16 protein-coding genes and 1 pseudogene are annotated in these 18,219 nt (G+C 70.0%); 11 read left to right on the forward strand and 6 right to left on the reverse strand.

Features of this window, described 5'->3' with window-relative positions; all coding sequences use genetic code 11:
* Positions 1–127: 127 nt before the first annotated feature.
* Positions 128–2,266: a methionine--tRNA ligase gene (gene metG / locus FGL94_RS09535; RefSeq protein WP_144924035.1), complete on the forward strand. Its 2,139-nt coding sequence runs from the start codon at positions 128–130 to the stop codon at positions 2,264–2,266.
* Positions 2,267–2,291: 25 nt separating this feature from the next.
* Here the strand turns inward: metG and FGL94_RS09540 are convergent, their stop codons facing one another.
* Entirely contained in the window at positions 2,292–2,711 is a 420-nt protein-coding gene (locus tag FGL94_RS09540) for a VOC family protein (protein WP_144924038.1), read from the reverse strand.
* 272 nt (positions 2,712–2,983) lie between these two features.
* Here FGL94_RS09540 and FGL94_RS09545 point away from each other — a divergent pair, with 272 nt between their 5' ends.
* From FGL94_RS09545 to FGL94_RS09555, 3 genes are all read left to right on the forward strand, one after another.
* Positions 2,984–4,210, forward strand: a complete 1,227-nt coding sequence (locus tag FGL94_RS09545; RefSeq protein WP_144924041.1) for an MFS transporter — start codon at positions 2,984–2,986, stop codon at positions 4,208–4,210.
* Between the two features lie 53 nt (positions 4,211–4,263).
* A complete protein-coding gene (locus FGL94_RS09550) occupies positions 4,264–4,965 on the forward strand; it encodes a 2,5-diamino-6-(ribosylamino)-4(3H)-pyrimidinone 5'-phosphate reductase (RefSeq protein ID WP_144924044.1) in 702 nt (233 codons plus the stop codon).
* 236 nt (positions 4,966–5,201) lie between these two features.
* The gene (locus tag FGL94_RS09555) at positions 5,202–6,125 is read left to right on the forward strand and encodes a coiled-coil protein (protein ID WP_144924047.1); all 924 of its coding nucleotides are present in this window, start codon (positions 5,202–5,204) and stop codon (positions 6,123–6,125) included.
* 149 nt (positions 6,126–6,274) lie between these two features.
* On the opposite strand, the gene FGL94_RS09560 is transcribed toward FGL94_RS09555, so the two are convergent.
* On the reverse strand, positions 6,275–7,804 hold the full coding sequence (locus FGL94_RS09560) for a uracil-xanthine permease family protein (protein WP_144924050.1): 1,530 nt from the start codon (positions 7,802–7,804) through the stop codon (positions 6,275–6,277).
* A 226-nt stretch (positions 7,805–8,030) separates the two neighbouring features.
* Here FGL94_RS09560 and sppA point away from each other — a divergent pair, with 226 nt between their 5' ends.
* From sppA to FGL94_RS09575, 3 genes are all read left to right on the forward strand, one after another.
* Entirely contained in the window at positions 8,031–8,966 is a 936-nt protein-coding gene (gene sppA / locus FGL94_RS09565; RefSeq protein ID WP_144924053.1) for a signal peptide peptidase SppA, read from the forward strand.
* Between the two features lie 87 nt (positions 8,967–9,053).
* Positions 9,054–10,181 (forward strand): DUF373 family protein, encoded by a 1,128-nt coding sequence (locus tag FGL94_RS09570; protein WP_144924056.1) that lies wholly within the window; start codon positions 9,054–9,056, stop codon positions 10,179–10,181.
* 83 nt (positions 10,182–10,264) lie between these two features.
* Positions 10,265–11,089: a shikimate dehydrogenase gene (locus tag FGL94_RS09575; RefSeq protein ID WP_144924059.1), complete on the forward strand. Its 825-nt coding sequence runs from the start codon at positions 10,265–10,267 to the stop codon at positions 11,087–11,089.
* Between the two features lie 36 nt (positions 11,090–11,125).
* Here the strand turns inward: FGL94_RS09575 and FGL94_RS09580 are convergent, their stop codons facing one another.
* Positions 11,126–11,584 carry a transporter gene (locus tag FGL94_RS09580; RefSeq protein ID WP_144924062.1) on the reverse strand — a complete coding sequence of 153 codons (459 nt, stop codon included), beginning with the start codon at positions 11,582–11,584 and terminating at the stop codon, positions 11,126–11,128.
* Between the two features lie 139 nt (positions 11,585–11,723).
* Here FGL94_RS09580 and FGL94_RS09585 point away from each other — a divergent pair, with 139 nt between their 5' ends.
* From FGL94_RS09585 to FGL94_RS09595, 3 genes and pseudogenes are all read left to right on the forward strand, one after another.
* Complete coding sequence (locus FGL94_RS09585) at positions 11,724–12,452, forward strand: helix-hairpin-helix domain-containing protein (protein ID WP_144924065.1); 729 nt, start codon at positions 11,724–11,726, stop codon at positions 12,450–12,452.
* Positions 12,453–12,598: 146 nt separating this feature from the next.
* A pseudogene (locus tag FGL94_RS09590) lies at positions 12,599–12,790 on the forward strand (glutamine amidotransferase-related protein); the annotation flags it as partial.
* Positions 12,783–13,724, forward strand: coding sequence for an aminotransferase class IV (locus tag FGL94_RS09595; protein WP_144924068.1), 942 nt, complete (start codon positions 12,783–12,785; stop codon positions 13,722–13,724). The pseudogene FGL94_RS09590 and the gene FGL94_RS09595, both read left to right, overlap by 8 nt.
* Positions 13,725–14,050: 326 nt before the next feature.
* On the opposite strand, the gene kdgK1 is transcribed toward FGL94_RS09595, so the two are convergent.
* The 3 genes from kdgK1 to FGL94_RS09610 all read right to left on the reverse strand — a co-directional run bounded on the left by kdgK1 (position 14,051) and on the right by FGL94_RS09610 (position 17,374).
* Positions 14,051–15,016 (reverse strand): bifunctional 2-dehydro-3-deoxygluconokinase/2-dehydro-3-deoxygalactonokinase, encoded by a 966-nt coding sequence (kdgK1, locus tag FGL94_RS09600; RefSeq protein WP_186313375.1) that lies wholly within the window; start codon positions 15,014–15,016, stop codon positions 14,051–14,053.
* Positions 15,017–15,189: 173 nt separating this feature from the next.
* On the reverse strand, positions 15,190–16,248 hold the full coding sequence (locus FGL94_RS09605) for an MBL fold metallo-hydrolase (RefSeq protein ID WP_144924074.1): 1,059 nt from the start codon (positions 16,246–16,248) through the stop codon (positions 15,190–15,192).
* An 88-nt stretch (positions 16,249–16,336) separates the two neighbouring features.
* A complete protein-coding gene (locus FGL94_RS09610; RefSeq protein WP_144924077.1) occupies positions 16,337–17,374 on the reverse strand; it encodes a two-component system sensor histidine kinase NtrB in 1,038 nt (345 codons plus the stop codon).
* A 188-nt stretch (positions 17,375–17,562) separates the two neighbouring features.
* Here FGL94_RS09610 and FGL94_RS09615 point away from each other — a divergent pair, with 188 nt between their 5' ends.
* On the forward strand, positions 17,563–17,940 hold the full coding sequence (locus tag FGL94_RS09615) for a hypothetical protein (protein WP_144924080.1): 378 nt from the start codon (positions 17,563–17,565) through the stop codon (positions 17,938–17,940).
* Positions 17,941–18,219: the final 279 nt, after the last annotated feature.

Consider the following 18,219-nt stretch of genomic DNA (forward strand, 5'->3'; position numbering starts at 1 on the left):
GGGCCGTGCGAACACCGTTCTGTCGATCGGGCACGGCTTCCCGCTGACGCGATCGGTCCGTCTCGATCTCACCCGAAAATCAGCGGGCTTTAGGCCCGTATCCACGACACTTCGATACACACACCACATGAGCCACGACGACTTCCCCACCGACGACCCGGCGGTGGTGACCTGTGGACTGCCGTACGCCAACGGCGACCTCCACATCGGCCACCTCCGAACCTACGTCGGCGGCGACGTGTACCGGCGCGCGCTCGAACGGCTCGGACAGGAGACCGCGTTCGTCTCCGGCTCCGACATGCACGGCACCCCCGTCGCGGTCAACGCCGAGCAGGAGGGAGTCTCCCCCGAGCGGTTCGCGCTCGACTGGCACGAGCGGTACGCCGCGACGTTCCCGAAGTTCAACGTCGAGTTCGACAACTACGGCCACACCCACGACGAGACGAACACGGAGCTGACCCAGCAGCTGGTGCGCGATCTCGACGAGGCCGGCCACCTCTACGAGAAGGAGATCATGGTCGCGTACGACCCTGTCGACGACCAGTTCCTCCCGGACCGGTACGTCGAGGGGACCTGCCCGTACTGCGGCGCGCACGCCCGCGGCGACGAGTGCGACGAGGGGTGCCAGCGCCACCTCGAGCCCGGCGAGATCGAGAACCCCGAGTCGACGATCACGGGCAACCCCGCGGAGTACCGCGAGCGCACCCACAAGTTCTTCGAGGTCTCCGAGTTCTCGGAGTACCTCTCCGGCTTCCTCGACCGGCTCGAGGGGACCTCGAACGCCCGGAACCAGCCCCGCGAGTGGATCGAGCAGGGGCTGCAGGACTGGTGTATCACCCGCGACATGGACTGGGGGATCGACCTGCCCGGCGAGAACCCGCAGGATCTGGTCCTCTACGTCTGGGTCGACGCCCCGATCGAGTACATCTCCTCGACGAAGCAGTACACCGACCGCGTCGGCGCCGACGAGTTCGACTGGGAGGCGGCGTGGAAGGAGGGCGCGAGCGAGGAACAGCCGGAGGGCGGCGAAATCGTCCACGTGATCGGTCGCGACATCATCCAACACCACACGATCTTCTGGCCCGCGATGCTGGAGGCGACCGACCACACGGAGCCGCGCGCCGTGATGGCGTCCGGCTTCGTCACCCTCGGCGGGAAGGGCTTTTCCACCAGCCGCGACCGCGCGGTCTGGGCCGACGAGTACCTCGACGAGGGGTTCCACCCGGACCCGCTGCGCTACTACCTCGCGACCAACGGCGGGTTCCAGCAGGACGTTGACTTCTCGTGGGAGAAGTTCCGCGACCGGGTTAACACCGAGCTGGTGGGCACGGTCGGCAACTTCCTCTACCGCTCGCTGCTGTTCGCCCACCGCAACTACGACGACGCGCCCATCGCGGACGGGACGAGCGACGAGGTCGAGGAGGCGATCGAGGAGGCGATCGAGGCGTTCGAGGCCGCCGTCAACGACTACTCCGTGCGCGCGGTCGGCGACGCCGTCACCGACCTCGCGCGATACGGGAACGAGTACATCCAGCGCAGCGAGCCGTGGAAGCTCGTCGACGACGACCCGGAGGAGGCCGCGCAGGTCATCCACGACTGCGTCGCCATCGCGAAGGCGATCGCGGTCCTGTTCGAGCCGATCGCGCCCGAGAAGGCCGAGCGGCTCTGGGACCAGCTCGGCGAGGACGGCTCGGTCCACGAGGTCACCGTCGAGGCGGCCCGCGAGGGACCCGCCGGCGACCTCGCGGAGCCGACGGAGCTGTTCGAGCAGATCGAAGACGAGCGCGTCGAGGCGCTGAACGAGAAGCTGGAGGCGCGCGTCGCCGAGGCGGAAGACGGCGGCGAGAGCGACGACGCAGATGGCGGCGACGAGAGCGAGAGCGGTGACGCCGACGAGAGCGACGACGACACCACCGACGACATGACCGACATCGAACCCCTCAGCGACGACCGCATCGGCTTCGAGGACTTCCAAGAGCTGGACATCCGGATCGGCCGGATCGAGGAGGCCGAGGGCATCGAGGGCGCCGACGACCTCCTGAAGCTCCGCGTCGACCTCGGCGCGGAGACCCGGACGATCGTCGCGGGGCTCAAACAGCTCCACGACGTCGACGACCTGCCCGGAACGAAGGTCGTCGTGCTCGCCAACATGGAGAAGGCGGAGCTGTTCGGCGTCGAGTCGAACGGCATGGTGCTGGCCGCCGGGGAGGAGGCCGACCTCCTCACCACCTACGGGGACGCCGGGCCGGGCACGAAGGTGAAGTGAGACGGAAGCGAGCGATACCGCGCGCTTAGGCGTCGAGCACTTCGATCAGGTTCCCCTCCGGGTCCCTGACGAACAGGATCGTCGTCCCGCTCTCGGTCGTTCGGGGCGGGCTCAGCGTCTCCACGTCGTCAGCGAGGTCGGCGTAGAAGGCCTCCACGTCGTCGACGGACAGCCCGAGGTGGGTCGCCCCCTGACGGTTCAGTTCCGGATCAGTGGCCGACTCGGCGGCGGGGTCGTACGCGACGAGTTCGATGCGGGCGCCGTCGGCGTCGAGATGTGCGAACTCGGCCGACGCGCCCTCGACGGCGACCGCCTCGGCGAAGGCGTCGCCCCCGACCGTGAACTCGGTCAGGACGTCGAGATCGAACGTCTCGGTGTAGAAGTCGACGGCGCGATCGAGGTCGGCGACGGTGATTCCGACGTGGTGAGCGGTTGGATCGGACACGGTCCGTGGATCGCTGGTCGGCGAGAAAACGATGTCGACCCTCGTACGTGAGAGACTGATAAGTGGTTGATAGTGACTCTGTGGTGAAGACCGTCAAAGCCCCAGCCGCGAGGACTCGCGCGTGTCCCTCGCGCCCTGCGGGCGCTCGGTGGCACGCGCCGCCGCATTCTGATTTATAAGTCGCTGTTGCCGCCGGAACGCCGCCGATCGGCGACCGGCGGCATCCGGGCGGTTCCGTCCGTTTTTAAGCGTCACCGGGGTATCAACGGGCGATGAACCTCGGCCGGGTCCGGGAGTACGACGTGCTCGCGCTCACGGCCCTGATCTGGTTTCTCGGGAAGTTCGTGCGGTACGCGTTCCCCCCGCTGTTCGGACCTCTGCAGGCGAGCTACGGGGTGAGCAACGCCGCCGTCGGCGCGGCGTTCTCGGGCTTCATGGCCGTCTACGCCCTCCTGCAGTTCCCGAGCGGGGCGATCGCCGACCGGGTCGGCGCGGTCCGGGTGATCGCGGCGGGCGCGGCGGTGGCGGGCGTCGGCGCCCTCGCGCTGCTCGTCGACACCCCCTTCGCGGTGCTGGCGGGGGTGATGCTCGTGATCGGCGCGGGGACGGGCGCGCACAAGACGGTGGCGGTGCGGCTGCTCTCGCGGGTTCACCCGCTCCGGACCGGGCGCGTGCTCGGCGCCCACGACACCTTCGGCGCGCTCGGCGGGGTGGCGGCTCCCGCGGCGGTCACCCTCTTCGTCGCCGCGCCGCCCGCGCTCGCCGCGCTCCTCTCGCGGCTCCCGGGCGCGGACTGGCGCGCCCTGTTCGTCGTCACGGGCGTCGTCGCGCTCGCGCTGGCGGCGGCGTTCCGCCTCCACGTCCCGGGTCGGCTTCCGGCCGGCGCCGACCGCGGCCCGGAACGAGATGGGCCGGAGCCGAGCGCGCGCGACTACCTCGCGCTGTTCGAGGACCGTCGACTCGCGGCGTTCGCGCTCGTGACGGTCGCCTTCTCGTTCGCGTACAACGGGGCCGTCGCCTTCCTCCCGCTGTACCTCTCGCAGGCGGCCGGGCTGTCGACCGCGACCGCGAACCTGCTGTACTCAGCGCTGTTCGCGGTCACCTTCGTCCAGCTCGTCTCCGGCGACCTCTCCGACCGCCTCGGTCGCTTCCCCGTGATGGTCGCTGCGCTCGCGCTCGCGGCCGCGGCACTCGTCGGCGCCGTCGCCCTCGCGGAAACCGGACCGATCGTTCTCGGCGTCTTCGTCGTCGCGTTCGGCCTCGGATCGCACGGGTTCCGTCCCGTCCGCGCCGCGTACCTGATCGAATCCCTTCCCGACCGACTCGCAGGCGGCGGGCTCGGGGCGATCCGAACCCTGTTGATGGCGGCCGGCGCGCTCGCCCCCGCGACCGTCGGCGCCGTCGCCGACGCGTCCGGGTTCCGGCCCGCGTTCGGGCTGCTCGCCGGGGCGCTCGCGCTCGCGGCGGTCGTGGCGGCGGGACTGTCGGTCACCGAGTAGGGCCGGGGAGGGACAACCGAAACGACCATTCCCCACGCGGGCGACCCTCGCGTATGCACGTCGTCGTCAACGCGGCCCAGAGCGTCGACGGGAAGCTCGCGACGCGGCGCCGGACGCAGCTCCGGATCTCGGGGCCGGAGGACTTCGACCGGGTCGACCGCGTCAGGGCGGCCGCAGACGCGGTGTTGGTCGGGGTCGGGACCGTCCTCGCGGACGATCCGCACCTCACGCTCGACGTGGAGGACCGGCGCGTCGAACGCCTCCGGAACGGCCGTCCCGGCAACCCCGCCCGCGTCGTCGTCGACTCGACCGGGCGGACGCCGACCGACGCCCGGATCCTCGACGACGCGGCGACGACCTACCTGCTCGTCTCCCCGGCGACGCCCGCCGAGCGCCGCGAGGCCCTCGAGGGCGCCGGCGCCGAGGTCGTCGTGGTCGAGGGCGAATCGGAGGGGGGCGAGACGGGCGATGACGGGGGCCACGTCGACCTCGCGGCCGGAATCGACGCGCTGGCGGAGCGGGGCGTCGACCGGCTGATGGTCGAGGGCGGCGGCGAGATCATCCACTCGTGTTTCGCCGCCGGACTCGTCGACGAGCTCCACGTGTACGTGGGCTCGATGGTGATCGGCGGTCGCGACGCGCCGACGCTCGCCGACGGCGAGGGGTTCACGGAGTCGTTCCCGCGGCTCGATCTGGTCGACACCGAACGGCTCGACGACGGGATCGTGCTCTCGTACGAGGTCGGGGACGGCTGATACGTATTGATTGGTGTGTGATCGATAATCACGGATCCAGGAGTAGACGGTCCGTGCTACCGTCGTACACCCGAATCACCGAAGTATTTATATGTCGGCCCGCGGTAGGATCTGGTACCAGAACGCCTCCGGCGCTGGTGGGATCGCACGCTGAAATGAACGGGAGCTCTTGTGTACGGCTCGACGCACGACGGCGAGCGCTCGCTATCCCCGGAGCGGTGATGGAGAGATAAAAAATGGTAACGAAAGAAGAAGTCATCGAACAGTACGATATCGAGGCGATGGACGAGGCGGACAACGTGGACCTTTCTGAGGACGACCTTGACAACGGGTCGAAAGGACAGCTCATCAAACGCGCCGGTCAGCTGCGCGACCGACGCAACGAGCTGAACCAGATGGCCTCCGAGCGCGCCTCCAAGCGCGACGACCTCAACGCGAAGACGCGCGAAAAGGTCGACGAGGCCCAGGAACACCGCGAGAAGCGCGACGAGCTCAACGAGCAGGTCCAGGAGCACAAGGACAAGCGCAACGAGCTCAACGCCGAGGCCAACGAGCTGTTCGACGAGGTCGAGGAGCTCAAATCGGACATGGAGCTCGGCTCCGGCAAGTCCATCGAGGAGCTCAAAGAGGAGATCGAGGACCTCGAGTTCCGTCAGCAGACGGAAGTCCTCGACGCCGAGGACGAGCGCGAACTCATCGAGAAGATCGACGAGAAGCGCGAGAAGCTCGCCGAGAAGAAGGAGAAGGTCGACGACACCAGCGAGCTCGACGACCTCGTCGAGGAGGCCGAGGAGGTCCGTTCCGAGGCGTCCCAGCACCACCAGAAGGTGACGGAGCTCGCCGACAAGGCCCAGGAGCACCACAACCAGATGATCGAGGCCTACCGCGAGGCCGACGACATCCGGGACGAGGCCGACGAGATGCACGAGCTGTTCGTCGAGGCCCAGGAGGCCGCCGACCAGCACCACGAGGACTTCGTGCGCGTCCAGAAGCGCCTGCGCGAGCTCGACAAGGAAGAGGAGGAGGAGCGCAAGGACGAGCGCGCCGAGAAGCGCGAGGAAGAGAAGGAAGAGGCCGAGGAGATCTACCAGAAGTTCAAGGAGGGCGAGACGCTCGACACCGAGGACCTGATGAAGCTCCAGAAGACCGGCCTGCTGTAAGTCTCGGGTAAATAGACGTTTCTGCGGCTCTTTCGCGACGCGCCGAGCGTCGGCTCAGCGCGCGGTCACGCTGAGTCCGTGTCGCTGTGAGTCCGTGTCGCCGACGGATCGCACCGGTTCCCGTTCGAGCGAAGTCGCTTCGAAGCCGATCAGTCGGTGCGGGTCGGTTCCTCGTCGGAGACGAAGCGGTCGTACGCGGACGTGAACTCCGCGTCCGCTTCGGTCGCCTCCTCCCACGCGGTGAGCCCGCGTTCAGCGGCCGTCCCCGCGATCGAGTTGTCGAGGAAAAACGCGACGAGTCCACCGACGGCCATACCCGTCGACCCGATGACGTAGAGCGTGTTCGCGACGACGTCGGCACCGAGGAGGGGGCCGAGCAGGAAGCTGTCGGCCAGTCCCTGTTGGAGGGCGGTCGCGCTCCCGACGCTCCGAAGGTACTCCGGGACGGCGAGTCCGGAGAAGAGCGCGATTCCGATGATGAAGATGTTACGCGACGAGTCGAGGTCGACGTACTTGAGGTTCGAGAGACCGACACCGACGATCTGGGCGAACATGGCGATGTAGAGACCACCGATGATCGGGTTCGGGATGGTGGCGACGAGCTGTCCGAAGTAGCCGACGAACCCGACGAGGATCATGAGCGCGGCACCGATCTGGACGACGTACCGTGAGGCCACGCCGGTGAGACCGATCGCTCCGATGTTCTCGGAGTACGAGGTCGACCCGCCGGTTCCCATCACCCCGGAGAAGACGTTCATGAGTCCCTCCATGCCGATCCCGTGATTCATCCGTTCGCTGCTGGGTGCGCCCATGCCGGAGAGGCGGGCGACGGCGTGGTAATCGCCGATGGATTCGACGATCGAGGCGGCGATGCCGGCGAGCATGCCGATGACGAACGCGGGCGTAACGCTCGGGACGCCCCACTGAAGCGGATAAATGAGGTGGAACGAGTCGGCCGCGGCGACGCTCGCCAGGTCGACGTAACCGGGTGCGTCCGCCCCGAAGACGCCGAGGACCGACAGGGCCGCGGCGAGTATCCACGCGACCACGATACCGAGAAGGACCGGAAACAACTGGAAGACCTTGGACTTCTCCCCGAAGTACTGCGAGAACAGAACGATGGTGACCAGCGTCAGACCGACGATCCACCAGTTCTGATCGGTCGTCGTGATCTCGGGCGCGTTGAATAGTGACAGGCCGATGAGGACGATGACCGGCACGATGACGACCGGTGAGAGGTGTTTCCGCAACCGTCCGACGAGTCCGAGATAGCCGATCGCGACCTCGGCGAGCGCGGAGACGATGATCGCGCCCTGGAGTTGGAGTAGCGCCGCACGCCAGGCGACGATACCCTCCGGCGGGTTTGCCGTCACGACGCCGATGACCGCGAGCGCGGGCGCGAGCATCGAGAACGGTGCGCCCTGTACGATCGGGTAGCGGTTGCCGAACGTCGTCTGCGCGAGAGTCGCGATCCCCGAGACGACGAAGAACGTGCCGACGAAACGGGGAATGACTTCGTCGGGCATCCCCATCGCGCCGGCGAGGAGGAGGGGCACGGCGATGTTCGCGCCTACCATCGTGAGATAGTGCTGAGCGCCCAGAAGGAGCGACTTCCCGAGCGGCGGTCTGTCATCGATGCCGTACCGAACGAACGAGTCTCCGTCGTCGTTGCCTCCCATCCTTGTGGCGCCCATCGACACAGGGCTACAAAAATTCGGCCTTCGAGACGTGCCAGACGAGGGCTTCGGTCTCGCGATTCGGGACCGAGCCGGCCGAGGCGCCGACGGGCGACGAGGAATCCGCGAGTCGAGCCCTCGGGCGATCGGACCCGCGGCCCGGTCCGCGACGACGTGCGGGTTCCGTCGCCGACAGTATATATAAACGGCCGCACGCCCTACCGACGGTATGGCAAGCGACGCGCGTTCGACCGGACGGAACCTCCTCGCGGCCGCCATGATCGGAGCGACGGCGACGGTGGCGGGCAAGCGCCTCATCGCCCGACTCACCCGCGGTCGGTTCGGCGAGACCGAGGAGTACAACGCGGCGAAGGTGACGGTCTCGGGACCGATCACCCGCGACACCGGCCGCCCGTCCCCGCTTTCGGGACCGGGCGGGGCGACCGCGGACGACGTGGTGGAGCAGATCGAGGCGGCCGACGAGGACGAGGACGTGGAAGCGCTCGTCGTCGAACTCAACACCCCGGGCGGCGAGGTGCTCCCGAGCGACGACATCCGGCGCGCGGCGGCCGAGTTCGACGGCCCGACGCTCGCGTACGCCACCGACACCTGCGCGTCCGGCGGCTACTGGATCGCGAGCGGCTGCGACGAGCTGTGGGCGCGCGACGCGAGCCTCGTCGGGTCGATCGGCGTCGTCGGCTCCCGCCCGAACGCGGCCGGCCTCGCCGACAAGCTCGGCGTCTCCTACGAGCAGTTCACCGCCGGCGAGTACAAGGACGCCGGCGTCCCGCTGCGGGAGATCGAGGAGGACGAACGGGAGTACCTCCAGGGGATCATCGACGGGTACTACGAGCAGTTCGTCGAGACGGTCAGCGAGGGCCGAGACATGGATCCCGAGGCGATCCGGGAGACCGAGGCCCGGGTCTACCTCGGTAGCGACGCCGCCGAGATCGGGCTCGTCGACGAGCTCGGCACCGAAGACGACGTGGAAGATCGGCTCGAAGCGCTGATCGACGCGGAGCCCGAGGTCCGCGAGTTCACGCCCGACCGGGGGATCGCGGAGCGGCTCGGAATCGGGGCCGAGCGCGTCGCGTTCGCGGCCGGAAGCGGCGTCGCGAGCGTGTTCGCGAGCGAGGGCGGCGACGTCGACGTCGAGCTGCGGTAGGTCGTCGCGGTCGGCGGCCCCAGTCCCGGCCGGACCGATCCCCCGGCGACGGGGAGCTTTTTATCCGGGCGGATCGAGTGTCGGGACGTGACGACGCTGGTCATCTGTATCGACCGATCCGGGGCGATCGGGCGGGCCACCAACGTCCCCATGCCGGTCGCCGGCTGGGAGGCGGTCCGCTCGCTCGTCACGGACGCCGGGCTGAGCGACCCGGAAGACGCCAGCGTCAACTGTCTGCTCGAATCGTTACGAGTCGCCCGCGACCTCCGAGACGAGCGCGAGGAGGCGGTCGTCGCGGTCGTGTCGGCCGAGAGCGACAGCGCGGTCGGCGCCGACCGCTCCATCGCCGCACAGCTCGACGACCTCGTGGACCGGTACGACCCCCGGGCCGCGATCGTCGTCGTCGACTCCGCGGAGGACGAGCAGGTGCTTCCGATCGTCGAGTCGCGGATGCCCGTCGACTCGGTCGACCGCGTGGTGGTCCGGCAGGCCCGCGACATCGAGTCGACCTACTACCTGCTGAAACAGTTCCTCGCCGACGAGCAGCTCCGGTCGACGATCCTCGTTCCGTTCGGGATCGCCCTCCTGTTGGTGCCGGCGCTGTTCTACTGGTTCTCCGCCGGCGAGGCGGTCGCGGGCGTCGCCGGGCTGCTCGGGGCCGCGCTCCTGTACAAGGGGCTCGCCATCGACCGGTTCGTCGCGGGGATGCCCGAACGCGTCCGCGAGGCGCTGTACGCCGGCCAGGTGTCGATCGTGACGTACGTCGTCGCCGGGGGGCTCGCGCTGGTCGGCGGCTTCTTCGGGGTGCTCTCCGCGTCGGAGCTGGGCGAGGCCCCGGCGCTCGTGGGCGCGGTCGAGTTCGTCTACGCCGCGGTCCCGTGGTTCGCGGTCGCGGGCGTGACCGCGGCGGTCGGGCGGCTGCTCGACGAGCTGATCCGCGACGAGGGGATCCGGACGCCCTACCTCAACCTCCCGTTCGTCATCGCCGCGGTCGCCCTCGTCGTCCGCGGGTTCGCCGGCTACTTCCTCGCGCAGGAGGCGATCATCGATCCCTTCCAGATGGGAGGCGTCGCCGTCAGCCCGGTCCAGCAGCTCGCGGCGTTCATCGTCGGCGGCATCGTGGTCTCGCTCGTGGGCGTCAAGCTCGCGAGCGACGTGGGCACGGAGACGCTGGAGGACGTGATCGACGCGGACCGGGAGACGGACGGGGAGTGAGGCGGGGACGACTCGCCGAGGTGTTCCCGCTGTTCTCCCGGACGACCGCGCTTCTTTTGTCGGTCGCGGCCGCGTGACTCGCCATGCAGGTTTACGGACTGATCGGGAACCCGGTCGGCCACTCGCTGTCGCCGCCGATGCACGAGGCCGGCTACGGGTCGCTCGGGATCGACGCGCGCTACGTGACGTTCGAGCCGGCCCCCGACGACGCCGCCGCGGCGATCGAGGGGGCCGGCGCGCTCGGGGTCGCCGGGCTCAACGTCACGGTCCCGTTCAAACGGGACGCGCTGGAGGCGGTGGACCCCGCGCCCCTCGCGAAGCGGATCGGCGCGGTCAACACGGTCGACTTCGCGCCGGTCCGCGACGGCGACGCCGACCGGCCGCGCGGCCACAACACCGACGCGGCGGGAGTGAAACGCGCGTTTTCTCACCACGGCGTCGAACTGGACGGGCGGGACGCGGTCGTCGTCGGGGCGGGGGGCGCGGGGCGAGCGGCCGCGTTCGCGCTGGCCGACGCGGGCGCGGCGGTCCACGTCGCGAACCGCACCGCGGAGCGGGCGGTCGAGCTGGCCGACGCGGTCCCCGACGCGACCGGCGGCGGGCTCGACGACCTCGGCGACCGCGTCGCAGGTGCCGACGTGCTGGTCAACGCGACAAGCGTCGGGATGGACGAGCCGGAGGCGACCCCGGTGCCCGCCGACTATCTCCACGGCGACCTCGCCGTGCTCGACGCGGTGTACGCGCCGATCGAGACCCGGCTCCTGCGGGAGGCGGCCGACGCGGGCGCGACGACGGTCGACGGGGCGTGGATGCTGCTGTTCCAGGGCGTCGAGGCGTTCGAGATCTGGACCGGCGCCGACGCGCCGGTGGAGGCGATGAACGCGGCGCTGCGGGCGGAGCTGGAGTAGGGAAACGGGCGACGAAAACGGTGGACCGCGAGCGCCTCAGAACAGCGTCGGGCTCGCGAGCAGGCCGGCCGCGACGATGAGCGCGACGGAGAGCCCGGCGGCGCCGTAGAGGAACGGCTTCGCGTCGCGGGCGGGCTCGCGGAGCTTCCCGGCGTCGACGCCGTCGAGGATCTTCCCGCTGCCGACCTCGACGAGGCCGGTGATCAGGAACCACAGGGCGATCATCGTCAACACGAGGTACCCGCGGGCGCTCCCGGTGAGCGACTCGAACGTGTAGAGCGTGCCCGCCATGTGGCCGCCGGAGGCGAGGAACGCGAGCGCGGCGATCCGGCTGATCCACCGGAGTCGACCGACGATCGAGCCGAGGGCGCCGCCGTCTATCTCGCCGCGGAGCGCGGGCGGAAGCACCGCCAGCGCGACGAACAACACGCCGCCGGTCCACAGCACCGCGAAGGCGACGTGGACCGACCACATGACCGGGTTGAGAGCGTTCATACCTCCCGTACGCGCCGGTGATCCTTATAAATCGGCGAGACGCGGTCGGCGGGTGAGAAGGACGGTCGGCGCGACTGGAAGTGGCGAGATGTCGCGGCGGCGAGGGCTTTTAAATATCCGACGTTCGTATCTGCCGTCGATGGCCCTACTGCAGAAGATCAAAGAGAAGCTCGGGTTCGGAAGCGGTCCCGCCGAACGCGAGGAAACGGACCCGGAAGTGACCGTCGAGCACGAACCGGATCCGGAATCCGAGGCGGAACCGGAATCAGAACCGACGGACGACGCCGACGAAGCGGTCGCCACTGAGACGGAGGCGGCCGCCTCGACCGACTCGCTGGTCGACGAGGAGGGTGCCGCCGAGGACCCGGCCGAGGCGGCCGAGCCGGCGGAGGCCGCGGGGATCGCTCACGAGGAGATGGCGGACGACGACGGTGACGGCGGTGACGACGCCGAGACGGATGCGGACGAGGAGTCCGCCGCCGGCGAGGAATCGGTCGACGACGAGCCCGTCGCTACCGAGACGGAGGCGGCCGCCTCGACCGACTCGCTGGTCGACGAGGAGGGGACCACAGAGGACCCGGCCGAGGCGGCCGAGCCGGCGGAGGCCGCGGGGATCGCCGATGAAACGGCCGAGGCCGACACCGAGGCGGACGCGGACGACGACGAGGCGGGCGGAGACGACGGCGAGACCGGCGTCGACGTCGACGAGCTGAAGGGGATCGGGCCGGCCTACGCGGAGCGGCTCGCCGAGATCGGGATCGAGACCGTCGCGGACCTCGCGGCCGCCGACGCCGAGGCGGTCGCCGAGGGGGCGAGCGTCGGCGAGAAGCGGGCCGCGACGTGGATCGACCGCGCCAAGGAGTTCTGAGGTCGCCGACCGCGCCTGTTTCTGAGACGGCCGACCGCAACTGTTTCGTCGACCCCGCCGAACCGGGAGGCATGCAGCGATCGGTACACACCGGCCGGGCCCGATTCCGCGAGGTCGCCGCCGCGGCGCCCGCGGGTGCCCGGGTTCCGGTCGAGCGCGAGGCCCTCCCCGACGAGCTGGTCGAGACCGCGCGCACCGAGGACGAGCGCGGGGTCGTGATGGGGGTTCGCCACCGCGAGAGGCCCCACATCGGCGTGCAGTTCCACCCGGAGAGCGTCCTGACGCCGCGGGGGACGGCGATGGTGGAGCGCTTCGTGGAGGTGTGCGAGGATGGGTGAGGAACGGGGTGGAGGCGACGTGGACGGCGCGGGCGAGGAACGCCGCTACCACGTCGACGGCGAGCTCGTCCCCGCCTCGGACGCGACCGTTTCGGTCGAGGACCGCGGGTTCGCCTACGGCGACGCCGCCTTCGAGACCCTGCGCGCGTACGGCGGCGACGTGTTCCGGTGGGACGACCACGCGGCGCGGCTCGCGGACACCTGCGAGACGCTCGGGCTCGACCACGGGCTCGCTGATTCGGACCTGAAGGCCCGGATCGACGAGACGCTCGCGGCCAACGACCTCGCGGACGCGTACGTGAAACTCTCGATAACTCGGGGGGTCCAACCCGACACACTCGACCCGGGGCCCGAGGTCGACCACACCGTCGTCGTGATCGCGAAGCCGCTCCTCCGCGGCGGCGTCGACTCGGCACCGGTCCACGACGGCCCCGCCGCGCTCCAGACGACGAAGACCCGCAAACCCTCCTCGCGGGCGCTCCCGGCCGACGCGAAGACGCACAACTACCTCAACGGGATCCTCGCTCGGCTGGAGCTGCGCGTGACCGGCGCCGACGAGGCGCTCATGCTCGATCCCGAGGGCAACGTCGCCGAGGGAGCGACCTCGAACCTCTTCTTCGCCGACGGCACCGCCCTCAAGACGCCCTCGCTCGGCGGGCCGATCCTCCCGGGCGTGACGCGTCGCACCGTGATCGAGATCGCCGGGGAGGAGGGGATTCCGGTCGAGGAGGGGACGTACGCGCCGGACGCGGTGCGCGAGGCCGACGAGGTGTTTTTGACTAACTCGACGTGGGAGATCCGGCCGGTCGAGACGGTGGACGGTATCGCGGTCGACGGCGACGGCGAGGGCGTCGAGGGGCCGCTGACCGCGCTGCTCTCGCGACTGTTCGATCGGCGTATCGAGGAGCGGTACTACGACGGCGAGCGGCTGTAAGGGGTTTTTGAGTGGGTGTTCGACGCGGGCGGGACCTGTATCGACCATCTATATGTAGTCGTCGCGCTCGACGGGACGGTCAAGAACACCGTTAGAGTCCCAGCCACTCGCTTATAAGTAGCTGACTGCGGATCGCCGGTGAACACCGCCAAAGCCTCACCGGCTGCCCCTTTGAGTCCCACCCGCACCGCTCAGCACCTCACGCCTCCCCAGCCTTGCCGCTCGCGCTTAAAAGCGCTCGCGGCGTCCCTCGCACGGGCTCCTCGTGGCCGCCGAGGGCGGCCACTCGGAGGCGTGCGCCACCGCAGCGTTGTTTATAAGGGTCGCTACCGGTCGATCCCGCTCGGGCCGTCGACGACGCTCTCGACGTCGCCGGGCGTGATCACCGCGAGGTCGCCGTCGACGGTGCGCTTCAGGGCGGCGGCCGCGGCCGCCCACTCCAGCGAATCGGCCACGCTGCCCCCGTCGATCCGCTTCGCGAGGTAGCCGGCGACGAACGCGTCGCCGGTGCCGATCGCGTCGTAGGTGTCGGCCTCGAAGACGCCCTGCTCGTACACCTCGCCGTCGCGGAGCGCGACCGCCCCCTCCGTGCCGCGGGTGACGACCACCGTCTCGAAGCCGAACGCGGACGCGAGCCCGTGAGCGATCTCGACCGCGTCGCCCTCGCGGCCAAGCACCTCGCGGGCGTCTCGCCGGGGGACGAACAGGGTGTCGACGTGTTCGAAGAGGTCCTCGTAGGCGGCGCGGGCGGTCTCCGGCTCCCAGAGCTTCGCCCGGTAGTTGAGGTCGAACGAGCGCGTCGCGCCGGCCTCGCCGGCGGCGCGGAGGAGGGCCGTCGTCGTCTCCGCGGCCCGCTCCGAGAGCGCGGGCGTGATCCCGGTCGTGTGGAAGCGCTCGGCCGCCTCCAGCGCCCCGGTCGGCAGCTCCGCGGGCGTGACCGTCGTGATCGCGGCGTCCGTGCGGTCGTAGATCACGTTCGTTCCGCGCGGCTCGCCGCCGTGTTCGAGGTAGTACGTGCCCAGTCGGCTCGTCTCGGGGTCGGCCCACGCCACTCCCGTCCGGACGCCGTGGCTCCGGAGCTCGCCGACGATTCGACGACCGAGCGGCGACTCCGGGAGCTTCGAGAACCAGACGGCGTCGGCGCCGAGCCGCGCGGCGCCGACCGCGACGTTGCTCTCCGCGCCGCCCGCCTGCACGTCGAGGGCCTCGGTGGTCTCCAGCCGCTCGCCGCGCGGCGGCGAGAGTCGGAGCATCGTCTCGCCGAACGTCACGAGGTCCGTCACGCCGACCACCTCGCCGACGCAGCCGTCGCGGTCGCCGCGATCCGTGCGGTCCCTGCGGTCGCTGCGGTGTGCATATCGAAGCGTCGGCGAGGGAGTACAAAAGGACTCGCGATCGGCGGCGAGGCGATCGACGCGGGAGCGACGAAAGCCCTCGGACTCCCCGGACCGCACAGGCCTGCCGACTACCCCTCCGAGCCGTCGACCGCGTCGTCGAGAGGCGTGGTCGGGAACAGCGCGTCGACGTCCGGCTCCGGATCGACCAGTCGGTAGGCGGTCCCGTCGGACTCGACGACGCCGGCGTCCGCGAGGTGGTCGAGGTGCGCGAACGCCTCGCCGGGACCGTGGAGGACGTGGATCTCCGAGAGCTCGCCGAACAGCGCGGCCGAGACCTCCCACGCGGTCGCCGGTCCCCCGCCGGCGAGAACGTCGAGCACCCGTCGGGTGCGGTGCCGGTGGTGGTCGAGGATCGTCGCGGCCCGCCGGCTCGGGTCGTCGATCCGCTCGCGGTGGCCCGGGTGGGCCGCGTCGAAGTCGCGTGCGACGATCCGCGCGAGGCTCTCGGCGTAGGCGGCGAGCGCCCCCTTGACGCGAACGTCCGCGCCGCCGACGTTCGGGGTGTACCTCGGGAGGAGCGCGTCGCCGGCGAACAGCTCCTCGCCGGGACCGGCGCGACCCCGGTCGGAACCGACCGGCTCGTGGTCAGGGGCCTCGCGAGGGTCGAAGGCGAACCCGGTGAGCCCGGCGGTGTGACCCGGCAGATGGACCGCTTCGAGGGCGACGCCGCCGGCGTCGATCGCGTCGCCGTCGGCGAACGTCGTCACGTCGGCGGGTCTGCCGCTGAGATCGGCGCTCACCGCGTCGAAGTAGGCGGTCAGCCGCTCCCGGTCGGGCTCGGGCATCCCCCACCGGTCGAACGTCTCGCGCTGGAGGTCGCGGTCGAGGAACAGCGGCGACTCGGTGCCGTCGACGAGCGACACGTCCGCCTCGTGGACGTACACGTCGGCGTCGCCCTCGGCCTGAATCTCGCCGGCCAGCCCCGCGTGGTCGGGGTGCCAGTGGGTGAGCGCGATCGCGTCGACGTCGGCGAACGCGACCCCGTGCTCGGCGAGGCCGGCCTCCAGCTCCGCGCGCACGTCCGGGAGCGCGACGCCGGTGTCGACGAGCGCGGTCGTCTCGCCGTCGAGCAGGTACGCGTCGTTCTCGCCCTCGAAGACGGTGTTGCCGAGCTGGATCCGTTTCACACGGGAGGGTCGTCGGGAGCCCTTTTGAGGGTTGCCACCGCGGAAGGCAGAGCGGTGAGCGCGGGGACGGTGTCGACCCGGGGAGCGCTCAGTCGGTCGCGTCGACCCCGGTGAACTCGAACCGGGCGCCGCCGCCCGCGGCGTCGGTGACGCGAACGTCCCAGCCGTGAGCCGCCGCGACGGTCTCGACGATTTCGAGGCCGAACCCGGTCCCGTCCTCGTTCGTGGAGTACCCCGTCTCGAACACCGTCTCGCGGTCGCTCTCGGGGATTCCCGGGCCGTCGTCGGCGACGTAGAAGCCGCCGTCGACACCGCCGACGGTCACGGTGACATCGTCGCCCGCGTGCTCGACCGCGTTTCGCATGAGGTTCTCGAAGAGCTGTCTGAGCCGGCTCCGGTCCGCGCTGACCGCGCGATCGGTCTCGACCCGAAGCGAGGCCGCCGCGGTCTCGACGCCCTCCCAGCACGCCTCCGCGAGCTCGCGGAGGGGAACCCGCTCCGTCTCCTCGACCCCCTCGCCGTCGCGGGCGAGCGTCAGGAGGTCGTCGATGAGCGTCTCCATCCGGTCGTGGGCGTCGGCGACGGCGTCGAGGTGCTCGGAGTCGTGCGCTTCGCGGGCGATGTCCAACCGCCCCTGCGCGACGTTGAGGGGGTTCCGGAGGTCGTGCGAGACGATGCTGGCGAACTCCTCGAGCCGTTCGTTGTTCTCTCGAAGCGCCTCCTCGCGCCGCTTTCGCTCGCGAACGTCTCGGATGACACCGACGCGGTCGAGGTCGGACGCCCCGTCCCCGTTCTGCCCGTCCACGAGCCGATTGAACCGCATCTCCACCGGGAATCGGTCGCCGTCCGCGGTGAGGAACTCGTACTCGACCGCGCCGGTCTCCCGCTCTCCGGCTTCGATCTCGCGGCGGATCCGTCTGGCCTTCGCCGCGGCCTCCTCGGTCACCCAGTCGTAGATGTCCGTTCCGATCAGCTCCTCGCGGCTCACGCCCTTCATCTCGGCGTAGCGATCGTTGACGTACGCGATGGTCCCGTCGGGACGCACGGCGTAGACGGCGTCGTCGAGCGAGTCGAGGATCGTCTCGTACCGCCGTAACTCCCTGTCCCGGGGTGACCGTTCCGTCATAGCTTCTCTTGTGCGTTCGTTTCAACTGTGCAGTAATAAATGGGCCGTCGTGGCCGTCGCTTGCGTGGCCGGACGGGACGTCGCGCTGTCGCTCGCGCGCTCGTCCCTCGATCGCTCGTCTCACCGGAAACAGCGCGATTCCCGCGCGGATCCGGTGTGTTTTCGTCGCCTCACGCCGATGATACCGCATGGAGTACCAACCGGGCGTGTGCAACATCGGACCGGCCCAACAGCGACGGCGGCTCCTCCTCGGCGTCGGGTCGCTGCTGCTCGCGGCCGTCACCGTCGCCGCGATCCTCGCGATGGGGTGGCCGCGCTGGACGCTGATCGCCTCGCTGTTCCCGCTGTACGGCGCCGCGATGGGGTACTTCCAGTACCGCGAGCGGTTCTGCGTCGGCTTCGCCGGGATCGGCGTCTTCGACGTCGGCGGGGGGACCCAAGAAGTGGCCAACGAGGAAGCGCTCGAAGCGGACCGACGGCGCGCGGTGCGGCTGAACACGAAGTCGCTGGCCGTCGGCGCGGTCGGATCGCTGGTGATCTACGGCGTGTCGCTCGCGGTTTTGTAGGGGGCTGTCCAGTCGTAGATCGGCGGTGACCACCTCCAAAGCCCCAGCCGCGACGACTCGCGCTTAAAAGCGCTTGCGGCGTCCCCCGCACGCGCTCTCGCCGGCGGCTTCGCCGCCGGCTGTCAGAGGGACCTTCGGTCCCTCACTACTCGCGCCCGGTGGGCGCTCGGAGGCGCGCGCCACCGCACAGCACCCCGATCCACGTCGCCGTCGAAGTCGCTTCTGACCACACGAACGTGCACATAGAAAAGCATTAGAACCGTCTCGATAACCACGTAA

The sequence above is a fragment of the Halorubrum salsamenti genome (genome assembly GCF_007671685.1).
GTDB classification, from domain to species: Archaea; Halobacteriota; Halobacteria; order Halobacteriales; family Haloferacaceae; genus Halorubrum; species Halorubrum salsamenti.